This is a genomic window from Mycobacterium simiae (assembly GCF_010727605.1).
GTDB classification, from domain to species: Bacteria; Actinomycetota; Actinomycetes; order Mycobacteriales; family Mycobacteriaceae; genus Mycobacterium; species Mycobacterium simiae.
The window spans coordinates 4981194-4996109 of the sequence record NZ_AP022568.1; the positions used below are offsets into that span (position 1 = coordinate 4981194).

The following is a 14916-nucleotide window of genomic DNA, read 5'->3' on the forward strand; positions in this document are numbered from 1 at the left end:
GTATGCGAGCGGGACTGCTTACGCCGCCGACGTCGCCGGCCCCGTTGCTGAGCGCTTCGGCCATCGCCGCTTTGGCCGTGGCGGCCATGCGCGCCGAGGCTGATTTGACTCCCAAACCCGGACTGGTCGATGGCCGCGGACCCGGCGCCCACACCGACATGGACCAGGCGTTGTTACACCGGTCCGCCGAAGCGCTGCGGGGTGCGCTCACCGAGTGCGCGCAGGCCGCCAGGCGCTCGGTCCTGGGTGCCGAACTGCGCGCGCGACTAGGTGTGATCGGGCGGGACGGGGAACGCGTCATGCTGTTGGCCACCGGCGGGGTCAACACTCACCGCGGCGCCTTGTGGGCGTTGGGGCTGCTCAGCGCGGGCTTCGCGGTCGCCGGGCAGGTTGCGGGCGCGGTCGACATCGCTGCCCAGTTGGCCCGCACCCCCGATCCCGTACTCGCCGAACACGGCGCGGTCGCCACGTCCAACGGTGCGCGAGCCCGGCGCCGGTACGGCATCGGAGGTGCGGCTGGCGAAGCCCAACTGGGCTTTCCGCATGTGCGACTACACGCGCTTCCCACCCTGTGGGCGGCGCGCCGCTCGGGCGCCGACGAGTCGACCGCGCGGCTAGAGGCGCTGCTCGCGTTGATGGCCCGAGTCGAGGACAGCTGCCTGCTCCACCGAGGCGGTCTGGACGGGCTGACCGCTGTGCGTCGCCGCGCTGCTGCGGTCCTGGCGGCCGGCGGCTACCGCTCACCGAGCGGGCAGCACCAGTTCGCCGCGCTTGACGCGCTATGCCGGACTCGTCGGCTCTCGCCGGGCGGCAGCGGGGATCTACTGTCAGCCGCCTTGTTTCTTGACGCACTCCAAAGAAGGACGCCGCACCGATGCCAACCTTGAACTACGAATTTCCCGCAACGCAAGCCGCGGCACTGCCCGTGCATGTCGGCGTCGTCGCCAGCGGCGACTTGGAGATTCTGCTGAGACCACCCGGCAGCAGCGACCCGACCGATCGAGCCACCGTACGCGTCCGCACGAGCGTTACCGGGTTCGACACCGTCTGGCGGGACGTCTTAGAACGGTTCTTCGCCCACAACCCCGTGGCAGGACGGTGGGAACTCAACGACGCCGGCGCCACCCCCGGCGTCGTCGCGTTGCGGCTACGCCAAACCGCCGAAGCCGCCGGAGCGAATGGATCAAACGCATGAGCGAGGCTGAAAACGCGGATCTGCTCGCGGGATACAGTTGGCAACAGCTCCTGGCGCGGCGCAGCTTCATCGAACTCGACGCGCTGGGGCGCGCCGAAGCGCTGCTTGACCCCGACTCGTACCGCGTGCTGGCCGGACCCTTCGACGGACTGGAATCCCCATGGCTTGAGCCGCAAGGTATCACTCCGCAAGCCGATGACGGCACCGTCATCGTCCGCGGCGAGGTTGACGGTCACCCCGTCGTAATCGTCTCCATCGAACAGCGTTTCCAAGGCGGGGGCACCGGTGAGGTCTCCGGGGCCAAGATCTCCCAGGCGCTGCTCCTGGCCGCCGCCGACTCCCGTGAACAAGCGCCGACAGCCGCCGTGATCTTGTTCGAGACCGGCGGTGTGCGACTCCAAGAGGCAAACCTGGGGCTCAACGCCGTCGCCGAAATCTGCTCGGCGCTCCTCGATCTGCGCCCGCTTGCTCCAGTCATCGGCGTGGTCGCGGGCACGGTCGGATCCTTCGGCGGCATGAGCATCGCCGCCGGTTTGTGCACTCAGCTGATTGTCACGCCGCAGGCGCGTATCGGTCTCAACGGTCCGGAAGTCATCGAACAGGAAGGCGGTGTCGAAGAATTCGACTCGAGTGACCGTGCTCTCGTCTGGTCGATAGATGGAGGAGAGCAACGCAAAGCCATCGGACTGGCCGACACGGTGGTCCCCGACGACGCCGACGCGCTCCGCGACGCACTTCGCCAAGCCGTCGCTAAGGGAGTGGTCGAGCTTGGCGGGCACCGCAGCCAGCGGATCGACGTGCTGGCTGACCGCTTGGCCGTGCTGGATCCCGCCAATCCGCCATCGCCGAGCGAGCTGCGCGTCCTGTGGGGTGATACCTACCGTCGGATTCCTGACGTGCACACGCCCGCTCGCAGTGACCCGCAGACCCCGCCCACAGCCGATGGGCCTGCGCGAGGCCGCATTTGGCTGCATGCCCTGGCGGATGGCGCGACTGTCAAGCCAGTGATCCCCTCGGTCCTTTCCGCGATCACCGACACCGCGTTGTACCTCGCGGTGGTGCCGGATCCGGACAATCCGTTTTACCGCGCCCGGCATGGAGAGGTTGGCCTCACCGAATCACTCGCCTTGGCCCGGAGAATCCGCGACATTGTCGACGCCGACCATGACCGTACCGACAGACGCGCAATCGTCGCCGTGATCGACTTGCCCAGCCAGGCCTACGGCCGCATCGAGGAGATGTCGGGCCTACACCAGGCGATGGCAACCGCCGTCGATGCCTACCACGCAGCCCGTGTGGCCGGGCATCCGATCGTCGCGGTCGTCGTCGGCACTGCCCTGTCGGGAGGCTTTCTCACCCATGGTCTGCAGGCCAATCAGATTGTGGCCCTGAATGACTCGGGCGTCGTAATCCACGCCATGCACAAACAGGCTGCAGCCCGGATCACCCTGCGCACCGTCGCCGAACTGGATAAGCTCGCCAAAACGATCGCGCCGATGAGCTACGACGTCAAGGACTGGGCAACACTGGGGTTCTGCGACGCCCTGCTCGATGTCGACGACGCCGACGCTCCCACCGTCAAAGACATCAACATTGTCAAGACAGCGATCGACGACGCCGTCGCGCGCGCCCGTCGCGGTCCGCGGGACCTGTCCAATCGGTTGGCTTCCGAGGCTGCCGCAACCAACCGCAGAGCGTCGCGCGCAGTCCGAGATCTGCTGGCGCGGCAATGGAATAGCCCGCCGGACCGACGAAACGTCGAGGGGTGAACCCGCGATGAGAACACCACAGCCGCACGACCTTTTGCGCATCCCGCCGCAAGCCGTGCTCTGTCATGACATGCCGGTGTGGGTCACCACCGCCTTGCGCGCCGCACCGTGGGTGGTAGTGCGGCGCGCGCCCATCGAGCCCCAGCGCGTCCCGGTCGGCATTCGGGGTCCCGACCGCAACCAGCGCTACGCCACCTCGATCCGTCTGGACGCGGTAATCCAAATCCTCTCGCCACACGACCTGCTCGACCGCATCGACACATTGCCGTGTCTCCCGGTCACCCGCGCGCTTCGCGCCGCCGCACAAATCCTCGACCGCACCGGGCTCAGATGGGGCCCGGGAGGCAGCGTCGGATTCAGCTTGGCCACCGGTGTCCGCGCCATCAGCAGCAGAAGCGATCTGGACCTCGTCGTGACCGCACACCACATTCCGCCCCGACCGTTGTTGGCCGCGCTGCAGGCCGGGCTGCGCACCTTACCGGCGCGCGCCGACGTACAACTGGCGCTGCCGGCGGGCGGCATCGCGCTCGACGACCTGCTCAGCGGTGCCGATCGCGTACTCATTCGTACCACCCACGGCCCCGTGCTCAAAGACACCGCCGCGCTGGGCGCATGAACCTCGGTTCAGTGGCGTTCCTCTACCCGGGACAAGGCTCACAGGTCCCGGGCATGCTGCATGACTTACCCGATTACCCAGCCGTAAAGCTCACCCTCGACGCGGCCGCCGACATAGCGGGCGACATTGACGAACTCGACAGCGTCGTCGCCTTGCGCTCGTCGTCGAATTCCCAACTGGCGCTGCTGATTTGCGGCGTGGCCACCACACAAGCGTTTACCCAGGACCTTGACATCAGACCCCAGATCGTTGCTGGTCACTCGGTGGGCGCGTTCGCGGCTGCCGTTGCCGCGGGAGTCCTCACCTTCCGCGAAGCGCTCGATGCGGTGCGTCTGCGCGGCCAACTGATGGATCAGGCCTGCGCGTCGGGGCAGTGGGGTATGGCCGCCATCAACGGCCTGCGCCTCCGCCAGGTACGCAACCTGCTGGGCACGCTTGATATCGACAGTGATCACCTCTGGATCGCCAACATCAACAGCGACGATCAGATCGTGATCGCCGGCACCGCTGCCGGCTTGAGCAGTGCGCGACAGGCCGCCCGGCGGGCGGGCGCGCGGCAATTCCAACCGCTCGACGTCGATATCGCCTCCCACGGCCCCCTGCAACGCAAGACCGCCTCGGCGTTAGCCGCGCACCTCGCCGACATCCCACTTCGCAAACAGAGCGCTGCCTATTTCACCAACACCGGCGCCCGCCGCATACTCAATGACGCCCGCCTCGTCCTCGACGACCTGGCCCAGTCGGTCGCCCAACCAGTGCGCTGGTACGACATCGCCCGTCTGCTACCGGAATTCGGCGTCACCGCCGCCGTCCAGATGCCGCCGGGACACGTGCTGAGCCGTCTGGCCCACACGGCGGCACCGCAGCTTGCGACGTTGAGCCCAGCCGACGAAGGCGTTCCGCGAACGATGGCCCGGCTAGGCCGGTAGCACACTTCTGCGCAGGTGCTGGTGACATCTGCCGAGCGCGTGTACGTCCACTCGACACCGGCGGGGTGGGACGATCTGATCGATACTTGTCAGACCGTTGCCGCGCCCGGCCGGGTCGTGCTTGTCATGGCCCAGGTGCTCGGTCATCGCCGCATTCAAGGCCGTCTCGAACACGTTCCTAGTCAGCTGATTGAGCAGCACATTGGGGCCGATCAGCGGCAGTCGCGCTGAGTCGTGTCGCCGAGTTGTGTGATCGCGGCTTCGCCGCTCAACACACTCGATCGGCTCGGAAATGAACGCGAGCGTCCATTTCGCTCGTCTCAGTTGTGTGTCCGAGGGGGGACTTGAACCCCCACGCCCATTAGTAGGGCACTAGCACCTCAAGCTAGCGCGTCTGCCATTCCGCCACTCGGACCCGGCCAACCAGAGTTGGCAGCTAAGGCTAGCGGATCGGGCCGCGTGAACCCAACTTAGCTCCTGCGACGGTATGGCGGGGCCCCGGCTCCCGAGCCCGGCGCCCCGGGCAGTGGTAGGAAAGGGGGTTGTGACAGTTGAGAACGAAGTTCACAACAGTTTCGGCGACGACGTGGTCGACATCGTCAGCAGGCTGATCCGGTTCGACACCACCAACACGGGCGACCCCGACACCACCCGGGGCGAGGCCGAATGCGCGCAGTGGGTGGCCGATCAGCTCGCCGAGGTCGGCTATGAGCCGCAGTATCTGGAATCCGGCGCACCGGGGCGGGGCAATGTGTTCGTCCGCCTGGCGGGTGCGGACCGCTCGCGCGGCGCCCTGCTGATTCACGGGCATCTCGACGTGGTCCCGGCCGAACCGGCCGACTGGAGCGTGCATCCGTTTTCCGGGGCCGTCGAGGACGGCTACGTGTGGGGGCGCGGCGCCGTCGACATGAAGGACATGGTCGGCATGATGATTGTCGTCGCCCGCCACCTGAAGCGGGCGGGGATCGTGCCGCCCCGCGACCTGGTGTTCGCGTTCGTGGCCGACGAAGAACACGGCGGTCGGTACGGGGCGCACTGGCTGGTCGACAATCGCCCCGAGCTCTTCGACGGCATCACCGAGGCGATTGGGGAGGTGGGCGGCTTCTCGCTGACGGTGCCGCGGCGCGACGGCGGCGAACGCCGCCTCTACTTGATCGAGACCGCCGAGAAGGGCATCCAGTGGATGCGGCTGACCGCGCGGGGCCAGGCCGGTCACGGCTCGATGGCCAACGACCGCAACGCGGTCACCATCCTGTCCGAGGCGGTCGCGCGGATCGGACGACACGAGTTTCCGGTGATCGTGACGGACACGGTGACGCAGTTCCTGGGCGTCATCAGCGAGGAGACCGGCCTGACCTTCGAGACCGACGCCGCCGACCTGGAAGGCATGATCGAAAAGCTCGGTCCGATGGCTCGCATGCTCAAGGCGGTGCTGCGCGACACCGCGAACCCGACGATGCTCAAGGCCGGCTACAAGGCCAACGTGATTCCGGGCACTGCCGAGGCGGTGGTCGACTGCCGGGTGCTGCCCGGTCGGCTGGCCGCGTTCGAGACCGAGATCGACCAGTTGATCGGCCCGGACGTGACGCGCGAGTGGATCCGGGATCTGCCGTCCTACGAGACCAGTTTCGACGGTGACCTGGTCGACGCCATGAATGCGGCGGTGCTCGCTGTCGACCCGGACGGGCGCACCGTGCCCTACATGCTGTCCGGCGGCACCGACGCGAAAGCCTTCGCGCGGTTAGGGATTCGCTGTTTCGGCTTCGCCCCGCTGCGACTGCCGCCGGAATTGGATTTCGCCTCGCTGTTCCACGGCGTCGACGAGCGGGTACCCGTCGACTCGCTGCGGTTCGGCACCGAGGTGCTGATGCACTTCCTGACCCATTGCTAGTGCTACAAACAAACGGAAAACGAGAGGATCACCTATGAGCTTGTCGTCCGACCCGTATGACGCGTTACCAAAGCTGCCGACCTTCACGCTGACCTCCGAGTCGGTCACCGACGGCCAGCCGCTGGGCAAGGCCCAAGTCAGCGGCATCATGGGTGCCGGGGGAGAAGATGTCAGCCCGCAGCTGAGCTGGTCGGGATTCCCCGAGCAGACGCGCAGCTTCGCAGTCACCGTGTATGACCCCGACGCGCCGACACTGTCCGGCTTCTGGCACTGGGCCGTGGCCAACCTGCCGGCCGACGTCACCGAGCTGCCCGCGGGTGCCGGTGACGGCCGTGAGTTGCCCGGCGGGGCGCAACTGCTGGTGAACGACGCCGGCATGCGCCGCTACATCGGGGCCGCGCCGCCGCCCGGACACGGTGTACACCGGTACTACATCGCGGTGCATGCCGTCGATGTGGACAAGCTCGACCTCAGCGAGGACGCCAGCCCGGCCTTCCTCGGCTTCAACCTGTTCCAGCACGCGATCGCACGGGCCTACATCGTCGGAACCTACGAACAGACCTAGGCGCCGGTGGCACGTCGGGCGTGTGTCCTCGTCCTGCCGGGCGGTCGGGTGCGTAGCGACGAGGCGTCCCGCTGGTGGCAGTCGGCCAACATCCGGATGATGCTGATCGCGGTGGCATTGCGGCTTCGGCTGGGGCGCGGCGTCCCGGTGCGACGCGTGCAGTACCGGCTGCGGGGCTGGAACAGTCCGCGCTTGGACGCGGTGGCCGACGCCACCGCGGCACTGGACCAGGTGCGGCGCCGCTACCAACCGAAAACCGTTGTACTGGTTGCGCATTCGATGGGCGGACGGGTGGCGGCGCGGCTGGCCGCCGGTGGGCAGATCGGCGCGCTGGTCGCGCTGGCGCCGTACTGGCCGCGCGACGACGCCGATCTGATCCCGACGTCGACCCGGCTGCTGGTCATCCATGGCACCGCCGATACCCGCACCGACCCGGACAGTTCGCGGATCCAGACGATGCGGGCCCGTCAGCGGGGGCTGGACGCGCAGTGGGTGGGCATCGACGGCGTCGGCCATGCGATGCTGCGCCGCTTCGGTGAATGGCAGCGTCGCACGGTCGACTTTGTCGCCGCCTATGTGGCCGAGGCGGAGGTGCACGGCCTGAGCTGACTTGTCAGTGGGCGGCGGTAACATTCGAACATGTGTTCGAGTGATCGCGAGGAGATTCAGCGCGACTTCGCCGCGCTGGACGACGCGGTATCGCGGGTGGTGGGGCATTCGTTCGACGCGTTGGCCACACCCGAGCGGCTGGCATTGCTCGAGCGGCTGGAGCGGGCGTCGTGGCGGTTGCGGGCGCCCGGGCATGAGCTGATCAACCAGATCGCCGAGCAGTCCGACTCCAGCGAGTTGGGTGGCACCCTCAGCCATGCGTTGGCCGACCGGCTGCGGATCAGCCGCGCTGAGGCCGCCCGGCGCGTGGCCGAGGCCGCCGAACTCGGGCCGCGGCGGGCGCTGACCGGTGCGGCGCTAGCGCCGTCGTTAACCGCGACGGCGACGGCCCAGCGCGACGGCCTTGCCGGTCCCGCGCACGTCGCGGTGATCCGGCAATTCTTCAGTCGGTTGCCGGACTCGGTGGACAGCGAGACTCGGGAGTGCGCCGAACAGCATTTGGCCCGGCTTGCCACGCAATTCCGGCCCGACCAGGTCGCCAAACTCGCTGACCGGCTTGCCGATTGCCTGAACCCGGATGGCAACTACCGCGAGGAAGACCGGTCTCGGCGACGCGGGCTGACGCTGGGCGCGCAGGACAGCGACGGGATGTCGCGATTGACCGGCTGGTTGACCCCGGAGACGCGGGCCACCGTGGAGGCGGTGCTGGCCAAGCTGGCGGCGCCCGGCATGTGCAATCCCGAAGACGACACGCCGGTCGTCGACGGCGGCGTGGGCGAGGCCGAGGCGCGCGGCGACGGCCGCACCACGGCCCAGCGCAATCACGACGCACTCAATGCCGCGCTGCGCGCACTGTTGGCGTCGGGAAAGCTGGGTCAGCACAATGGATTACCCGCGACCATCATCGTGACCGCCACGCTGCAGGACCTCGAAGCCGCCGCCGGTACCGCGGTCACTGCCGGCGGAACCCGGCTACCGCTGACCGATGTGATCCGCTTGGCCCGCCACGCCCATCACTATCTGGCGATCTTCGATGACGACAACGCCGTCGGTCTCTACCACGCCAAAAGATTGGCCGCACCCGGTCAGCGAATTGTGCTGTACGCCAAGGATCGCGGCTGTACCCATCCCGGCTGCGACGTGCCGGGCTACTGGTGTGAGGTGCACCATGTCGACGACTGGGCGAAGTCGCATCGCACCGACATCGACCAGCTCACCTTCGCCTGCGGCACACACCACAAACTCCTCGACGCCGGCTGGGTCACCCGAAAACGCAGAGACGGTGTTACCGAATGGATTCCGCCTCCGCACCTTGAGCGCGGACAGCCACGGGTGAACACCTTCCATCATCCGGAGAAGCTGCTTGCCGGCGACCAAGACGGGGCGGCGTGACCTAGCCCGCAGCGGCGGCCGCGGACCCGACCGCCTCGCGCAGCGAGGGGAACCCGCCGTCGCGGAGCCGTTGGGCGATGCCGTCGTGAATGTGCTTGGGCCACAAGCCGCCCGCATAGATGAAGCCGGTGTAGCCCTGCAGCAGCGACGCGCCCGCGGTGATCCGTTCCCAGGCGTCGTCGGCGGTCTCGATGCCCCCCACGCTGATCAGCACCAGCCGGTCGCCGACCCGTTGGTAAAGCCGGCGCAGCACCTGGACGGCGCGGCGGGCCACCGGCGGCCCGGAGATGCCACCCGGGCCGAGCTCGTCGACGCCCGGCGTGTGCAGGCCGTCCCGCGACACCGTGGTGTTGGTCGCGACGATCCCGGCCAGCCCCAGCTCGACGGCCAGGTCCGCGATGGCGTCGACGTCGGCATCCGACACGTCCGGCGCAATCTTCACCAGCACCGGCACCGACGTTTCGGCCAGCACGCCGGACAGGATGGGGCGCAGCGCCTCGACCGCCTGCAAATCGCGCAGCCCGGGGGTGTTCGGCGAGCTCACGTTGACCACCAGGTAGGACGCCAGCGGACCCACCAGCCGGGCGCTGGCCCGGTAGTCCTCGACCGCTTCCTCGGCGGGGGTCGCCTTCGTCTTGCCGATGTTGACCCCGATCGGCACGTCGGGGTGGTGCCGGGCCAACCGGACGGCCAGCTCACCGGCGCCGTGGTTGTTGAATCCCATCCGGTTGAGCAGCGCCCGATCCTCGGGCAGCCGGAACAGTCGGGGCTCCGGGTTGCCGGGCTGGGGATGGGCGGTGACGGTGCCCACCTCCGCATAGCCGAATCCCAAAGCGCCCCAGGTGTGCAGACCCCGGCCGTCTTTGTCGAAGCCGGCGGCTAGCCCCAGCGGCGCCGGGAAGCGCACTCCGAACACCGTGCTGGCCAGCACCGGGTCGTGTACACCGAGCAGCCGGTGCAGCAGCCGTCGGCTCACACTCAGCGCGGTCGCGGCGCGCAGAGCGGTGAACACCAGCGTGTGAATGCGTTCGGGCGGGATCAGGAAGAACAGCCGGCGCAGCAAACCGTACAGGCTAATCGCCTGCCGCTGGTGTGTCGTCACAGTTCTGGCTGATCAAGGCGTTCGTCGTTGAGACGAGACTTCTTGCGGCGCAACAATACTCGTCTACTTCCGTCATTGTAGAGACGCACCCGGGTCAGTTCCCATCCGCGATACTCCGCCTCGATGGACAACCGGGTGGACGCGCTGAGCCGCGTCACGTCCGGCGGCAGGCGCAGCGGCGCCCATTCGTAGTCGTCGGACATGTCCGTGTCCCAGCCTGCCGGGAGCCGGCTCCACCGCGGGGCGCTCAACGGTTGCCCGCCGCGTGCTCGATGGCCTGGATCCCTGCCCCGGAGCCCGACACCACGTACAGGGTGTCCGCTGTTTCGTCATAGGCCAACGAGTTGGGTTGCTGCACTGTTGGGTAACGCACCTTTTCGACGGGAATTCCGGTTGCCAAATCGTAACCAATAACCATATTCGATGCGGTTTGAGACACCCAGGCCAACGCCCGCGAACCCGCCAATCCGTACGGGCCCTGCCGCACCGGGTAAGCCTGCCGCAGGATCAGCGGGGTCCGCGGCGAACAACAGCCGTAGACCAGCAGTTCGCCGCCGCGCGTGTCGGCCACCAGGATGCGCCCCAGCGCGTCGGCGGCCATCGTCGTGGCGCCCTCGCCGGCCCGCAGCGATTGGGCGGCCCGGCCGTCGGGACCAAGCGTCGTCACCGAGGTCTGTCCCCGATCCAGCACCACAGTGGTATTGCCTTGTGTGACAAGCCAATCGACCCTGGCGAAGATCTTGTTTCGGTTCTCGACCGTCGCGGTGCCCGCGTCCGCGGGGGATGCGGCCAGCGTGTACACGGCGCCATCGGCGCTGCCCAGCACCAGCTTGCCATCGGCGCGGCGCGCGATCGCGGTGAAGTCCGCACGCGCGGAATCGGCGACCTCCACGCGACGGGTGCGGCCGGTCGACAGCTCGACCCCGAAGTAGGCGCCGCGGGACGCCAGGTAGGCGGTGCCGTGGCCGTCGCCGGTCAACGCCGTCGCCGGGCCGGGCAACGCGATAACCCGCAGGTCGGCCGGTGCGGAGCCGAGCACCGCGAGGGTGGCCGGGGCCGCCGCATCGGCGCCGGGGACCAGGATCACCAGCTGACGGGTGCCTTCGTCGAAGGCTGCTGCCGTCGCGTGTCCGGGCAGCGGGCGCACCGCGCCGGCGGGCGGCACCGCCGCGGGGGGCGACTGGGCCGGGCGCGCCGCTTCGATGGTGGGCGGGGTGCTGTCGAGCGGATTCGACGCACACCCGGTGCCCAACGCCAGCAAAAGGAAAAGCCCACAAATAGCGCGTTGAACAGGTTGCTTACCGTGCCTATGGCGTGTTAGCAAAACCGACCTCGACGTGGCGGATAGGAAACTCACATTGTAAGGAACGGTTGGGCATTCAACTGGGCCATGTTGTGCACGCGGGGCCGTTCTGGAGAGGTATCGTCGCAATATGACCGTCATGGCCGACCGGCATACCGCGGGCAATGAGTTTGCTGTCGAGGACATCTCGACAGGAATCTTCGCCAACGGTTATGGACAAGTTGGTGATGGGCGCAGTTTTTCATTTCACATCGAGCACCGCTCGCTGGTTGTGGAAGTTTACCGGCCGCGCCTTTCCGGGCCCGTTCCGCAGGCCGAGGACGTAGTGGCGAAGGCGGTGCGCGGCCTGGTCGATCTCGACCTCACCGACGAGCGCAGTTTGACCGCCGCAGTGCGTGATTCCGTCGCCGCAGCGGTGCCCGTCCCGCGTTAGTCGCCGCGGAGCCCGGCGGCCGGAACCAGGTACGGTCGTCGTCGTGACTGCGGTATTGGCGATGTCTTGGTGGCAGGTCATCGTGCTGTCGGTGGTACAGGGGCTGACCGAGTTTCTGCCCGTTTCGTCGTCGGGACATCTGGCGATTGTGTCGCGGGTGTTCTTCGCCGATGACGCCGGCGCCTCGTTCACCGCGGTGACGCAGCTCGGCACCGAGGCCGCGGTGCTGGTCTACTTCGCGCGTGACATCTGGCGCATCCTCAAGGCCTGGTTCGCCGGCCTGGCCGCCGAGTCGCGCCGCGATGTCGACTACTGGATGGGCTGGTACGTCATCATCGGCAGCATCCCGATCTGCGTGCTCGGCCTGTTCTTCAAGGACGAAATCCGCTCGGGGGTGCGCAATCTCTGGGTGATCGCCACCGCGATGGTGGTGTTCTCGGTGGTGATCGCGCTGGCCGAGTACGTGGGTCGGCAGACCCGGCACGGCGAGCAGCTGAACTGGCGAGACGCCCTGGTAGTGGGCACCGCGCAATGCCTGGCCTTGATTCCCGGCGTCTCGCGGTCCGGGTCGACGATCAGCGCGGGCCTGTTTTTGGGACTGGACCGCGAGTTATCGGCGCGATTCGGCTTCCTGCTGGCCATTCCCGCGGTGTTCGCCTCCGGGTTGTTCTCGCTGCCCGACGCGTTTCACCCGGTGACCGCGGGTATGAGTGCCACCGGCCCGCAACTGCTGGTGGCGATGCTGATCGCGTTTGTCATCGGCCTCTCCGCGGTGGCGTGGTTCCTGCGTTTCCTCGTGCAGCACAACATGTATTGGTTCGTGGGCTACCGAGTGGTCGTGGGAGGCATCGTGTTGATCCTGCTGGCGACCGGGACGGTGGCGGCGACATGACCGTCATTCTGTTGCGGCACGGCCGTTCGACGTCCAACACCGCCGGCACCCTGGCCGGTCGTTCGGAGGGAGTGGACCTCGACGACAAGGGCCGTGAGCAGGCCGCCGGGTTGATCGACCGCCTCGGCGACCTGCCGATCCGCGCGGTGGTCACCTCGCCACTGCTGCGCTGTCGGCGAACGATCGAGCCGCTGGCCGAGCTGATGTGCCTGGAACCGCTCGTCGATGAGCGGCTCGCCGAGGTGGACTACGGCGAGTGGACCGGCCGCAAGATTGGGGAGCTGGCCAAAGAGGAGCTGTGGCGGGTGGTGCAGGCCCATCCCAGCGCCGCGGTGTTTCCGGGCGGCGAGGGGCTGGCGCAGGTCCAGGCCCGTGCGGTGGCCGCGGTCCGGGAGCACGACCGGAGACTGAGCGAAGAGCATCAGGGTGACGCGCTGTGGCTGGCGTGCACGCACGGTGATGTGATCAAGTCGTTGATCGCCGACGCGTATGGCATGCACCTGGACGGCTTCCAGCGCGTCACGGCGGACCCGGCCTCGGTGAGCGTCATCCGATACACGCCGTTACGGCCGTTCGTGCTGCACGTCAACCACACCGGCGGTCGGCTGGCCGCCGCGTTGCGGGCCGGGCCACCACCCAAGAGCGACGCCGACGGCGACAAAGCCGAAGAGCCGCAACAACAACCGACCGAGGCGGTGCCGTCCAGCGACGCGGTGGTCGGCGGTTCGACAGACTAATACGGGTAATGTTCTGATGCCGCAATCGGATCGCATCGCGCTGCGACGGCAACAGCCGGTATTTTGGGAGATGCCATGCCTCGCGCAATCCATGTATTCCGCACGCCCGACCGCTTCGTGGCCGGGACCGTCGGGCAGCCCGGAAACCGCACCTTCTATATCCAGGCGGTCGGCGACTCCCGCGTCGTATCGGTGGTGCTGGAGAAGCAACAGGTCGCGGTGCTTGCCGAGCGCATCGGCGCGCTGCTGCTCGAGGTGAACCGCCGGTTCGGCACACCGGTCCCGCCGGAGCCCTCCGAGATCGACGACCTCAGCCCGCTGATCACCCCGGTCGACGCAGAATTCCGGGTCGGCACGATGGGCCTGGGCTGGGATTCCGAGGCCCAGACGGTCGTCGTCGAGCTGCTGGCCGTGACCGACGCCGAATTCGACGCCTCGGTCGTGCTCGACGACACCGATGAAGGTCCCGACGCCGTGCGCGTGTTCTTGACCCCGGAGTCGGCGCGTCAATTCGCCACCCGATCCACTCGGGTGATCTCGGCGGGACGGCCGCCCTGTCCGCTGTGCGACGAGCCACTGGACCCGGAGGGTCACATTTGTGCGCGCGCCAACGGATACAAGCGCGGCGGGCTGGTCGGGCCAGACGATGAACCCGAGGAATGACGAACGCGAGGTCTTGCGGAACGGCGAGCTGACGGTTCTCGGGCGGATCCGCTCGGCCAGCAACGCCACTTTCCTGTGCGAGGCGACCCTCGGCGAAACCAGCGTGCACTGTGTGTACAAGCCGGTGGCCGGAGAGGCGCCGCTCTGGGATTTCCCGGATGGAACACTGGCCGGCCGGGAGCGGTCGGCCTATTTGGTGTCTTCGCAGCTGGGCTGGAACTTGGTGCCGTACACGATCATTCGGCACGGGCCGGCGGGCCCCGGCATGCTGCAGCAGTGGGTCCAGCAGCCAGGTGACGCGGTGGACGCCGACCCCCGGCCCGGCCCGGATCTGGTCGACTTGTTTCCCGTCGGCAAGCAGCAACCGGGATATCTGCCGGTGCTGCGGGCCCAGGACTATGCCGGCGACGAGGTCGTCCTGATGCATGCCGACGACATCCGGTTGTGGCGAATGGCGGTGTTCGACGTGCTGGTCAACAACGCCGACCGCAAGGGCGGTCACGTCCTGCGTGACCTGGACGGCAACATCTACGGCGTCGATCACGGTGTGTGCCTGCACGTGGAGAACAAGCTGCGCACCGTGCTGTGGGGATGGGCCGGCAAACCGATCGACGATCACATGCTCGCGGCCGTCGCCGGTCTGTCCGACGCTCTGGGCGAGGAACTCGGCGATGCGCTGGCCGAATACCTCAGCCGGGCGGAGATCGCCGCCCTGCAACTGCGGGTGCACACGCTGCTGGACAACCCGGTGATGCCCAGTCCCAGCCGGCATCGGCCCATACCCTGGCCCGCGTTTTAGCGCCGCGCATCGACGTCGGCG

17 protein-coding genes, 1 tRNA gene and 1 pseudogene are annotated in these 14916 nt (G+C 67.8%); 14 read left to right on the forward strand and 5 right to left on the reverse strand.

Going from position 1 to position 14916, the window contains the following annotated elements; translation table 11 throughout:
• Window positions 1-2: 2 nt before the first annotated feature.
• From mdcB to G6N33_RS23260, 5 genes are read left to right on the forward strand one after another with little or no spacing between them, the layout of a single operon-like run.
• A complete protein-coding gene (gene mdcB / locus G6N33_RS23240; RefSeq protein ID WP_044506481.1) occupies window positions 3-887 on the forward strand; it encodes a triphosphoribosyl-dephospho-CoA synthase MdcB in 885 nt (294 codons plus the stop codon).
• Window positions 875-1195 carry a malonate decarboxylase acyl carrier protein gene (gene mdcC / locus G6N33_RS23245; RefSeq protein ID WP_044506480.1) on the forward strand — a complete coding sequence of 107 codons (321 nt, stop codon included), beginning with the start codon at window positions 875-877 and terminating at the stop codon, window positions 1193-1195. Before mdcB ends, mdcC begins: the two co-directional genes overlap by 13 nt.
• Window positions 1192-2964 (forward strand): biotin-independent malonate decarboxylase subunit beta, encoded by a 1773-nt coding sequence (mdcD, locus tag G6N33_RS23250; RefSeq protein WP_044506479.1) that lies wholly within the window; start codon window positions 1192-1194, stop codon window positions 2962-2964. Before mdcC ends, mdcD begins: the two co-directional genes overlap by 4 nt.
• 7 nt (window positions 2965-2971) lie before the next feature.
• A complete protein-coding gene (locus tag G6N33_RS23255) occupies window positions 2972-3580 on the forward strand; it encodes a malonate decarboxylase holo-ACP synthase (RefSeq protein WP_044506478.1) in 609 nt (202 codons plus the stop codon).
• The gene (locus tag G6N33_RS23260) at window positions 3577-4509 is read left to right on the forward strand and encodes an acyltransferase domain-containing protein (RefSeq protein WP_044506477.1); all 933 of its coding nucleotides are present in this window, start codon (window positions 3577-3579) and stop codon (window positions 4507-4509) included. The genes G6N33_RS23255 and G6N33_RS23260 overlap by 4 nt, the downstream gene beginning before the upstream one ends.
• A gap of 87 nt (window positions 4510-4596) precedes the next feature.
• Here the strand turns inward: G6N33_RS23260 and G6N33_RS28015 are convergent.
• Together G6N33_RS28015 and G6N33_RS23270 are read right to left on the reverse strand one after the other, a co-directional pair.
• Window positions 4597-4725 (reverse strand): annotated as a pseudogene (locus G6N33_RS28015) (IS256 family transposase); the annotation flags it as partial.
• Window positions 4726-4838: 113 nt separating this feature from the next.
• Window positions 4839-4924, reverse strand: a tRNA-Leu gene (locus tag G6N33_RS23270).
• A gap of 111 nt (window positions 4925-5035) precedes the next feature.
• Between G6N33_RS23270 and G6N33_RS23275 the strand changes: the two genes are divergently transcribed.
• The 4 genes from G6N33_RS23275 to G6N33_RS23290 are packed head-to-tail and all read left to right on the forward strand — an operon-like array spanning window position 5036 to window position 8966.
• Window positions 5036-6400 carry a M20/M25/M40 family metallo-hydrolase gene (locus tag G6N33_RS23275; protein ID WP_408632743.1) on the forward strand — a complete coding sequence of 455 codons (1365 nt, stop codon included), beginning with the start codon at window positions 5036-5038 and terminating at the stop codon, window positions 6398-6400.
• A 34-nt stretch (window positions 6401-6434) separates the two neighbouring features.
• Window positions 6435-6965: a YbhB/YbcL family Raf kinase inhibitor-like protein gene (locus tag G6N33_RS23280; protein ID WP_044506474.1), complete on the forward strand. Its 531-nt coding sequence runs from the start codon at window positions 6435-6437 to the stop codon at window positions 6963-6965.
• 6 nt (window positions 6966-6971) lie between these two features.
• Window positions 6972-7574: an alpha/beta fold hydrolase gene (locus G6N33_RS23285; protein ID WP_044506473.1), complete on the forward strand. Its 603-nt coding sequence runs from the start codon at window positions 6972-6974 to the stop codon at window positions 7572-7574.
• 30 nt (window positions 7575-7604) lie between these two features.
• Window positions 7605-8966 (forward strand): HNH endonuclease signature motif containing protein, encoded by a 1362-nt coding sequence (locus G6N33_RS23290; protein ID WP_101528472.1) that lies wholly within the window; start codon window positions 7605-7607, stop codon window positions 8964-8966.
• A 1-nt stretch (window position 8967) separates the two neighbouring features.
• On the opposite strand, the gene G6N33_RS23295 is transcribed toward G6N33_RS23290, so the two are convergent.
• Genes G6N33_RS23295 through G6N33_RS23305 form a run of 3 tightly spaced genes read right to left on the reverse strand, consistent with a single transcriptional unit; the run spans window position 8968 to window position 11347 of the window.
• On the reverse strand, window positions 8968-10038 hold the full coding sequence (locus G6N33_RS23295) for a quinone-dependent dihydroorotate dehydrogenase (RefSeq protein WP_163771810.1): 1071 nt from the start codon (window positions 10036-10038) through the stop codon (window positions 8968-8970).
• Between the two features lie 26 nt (window positions 10039-10064).
• Window positions 10065-10271 (reverse strand): DUF5703 family protein, encoded by a 207-nt coding sequence (locus G6N33_RS23300; protein WP_044506466.1) that lies wholly within the window; start codon window positions 10269-10271, stop codon window positions 10065-10067.
• Window positions 10272-10315: 44 nt separating this feature from the next.
• Entirely contained in the window at window positions 10316-11347 is a 1032-nt protein-coding gene (locus G6N33_RS23305; protein WP_232069484.1) for a YncE family protein, read from the reverse strand.
• Window positions 11348-11501: 154 nt separating this feature from the next.
• On the opposite strand from G6N33_RS23305, the gene G6N33_RS23310 reads away from it, so the two are divergent.
• From G6N33_RS23310 to G6N33_RS23330, 5 genes are all read left to right on the forward strand, one after another.
• Window positions 11502-11804 carry a hypothetical protein gene (locus G6N33_RS23310; protein WP_044506462.1) on the forward strand — a complete coding sequence of 101 codons (303 nt, stop codon included), beginning with the start codon at window positions 11502-11504 and terminating at the stop codon, window positions 11802-11804.
• 61 nt (window positions 11805-11865) lie between these two features.
• Window positions 11866-12696, forward strand: coding sequence for an undecaprenyl-diphosphate phosphatase (locus tag G6N33_RS23315; protein WP_044506460.1), 831 nt, complete (start codon window positions 11866-11868; stop codon window positions 12694-12696).
• Entirely contained in the window at window positions 12693-13433 is a 741-nt protein-coding gene (locus tag G6N33_RS23320; protein WP_044506459.1) for a histidine phosphatase family protein, read from the forward strand. Before G6N33_RS23315 ends, G6N33_RS23320 begins: the two co-directional genes overlap by 4 nt.
• Window positions 13434-13508: 75 nt before the next feature.
• The gene (locus G6N33_RS23325) at window positions 13509-14096 is read left to right on the forward strand and encodes a DUF3090 domain-containing protein (RefSeq protein WP_044506458.1); all 588 of its coding nucleotides are present in this window, start codon (window positions 13509-13511) and stop codon (window positions 14094-14096) included.
• Window positions 14080-14895: an SCO1664 family protein gene (locus G6N33_RS23330; protein ID WP_044506456.1), complete on the forward strand. Its 816-nt coding sequence runs from the start codon at window positions 14080-14082 to the stop codon at window positions 14893-14895. The genes G6N33_RS23325 and G6N33_RS23330 overlap by 17 nt, the downstream gene beginning before the upstream one ends.
• Window positions 14896-14916: the final 21 nt, after the last annotated feature.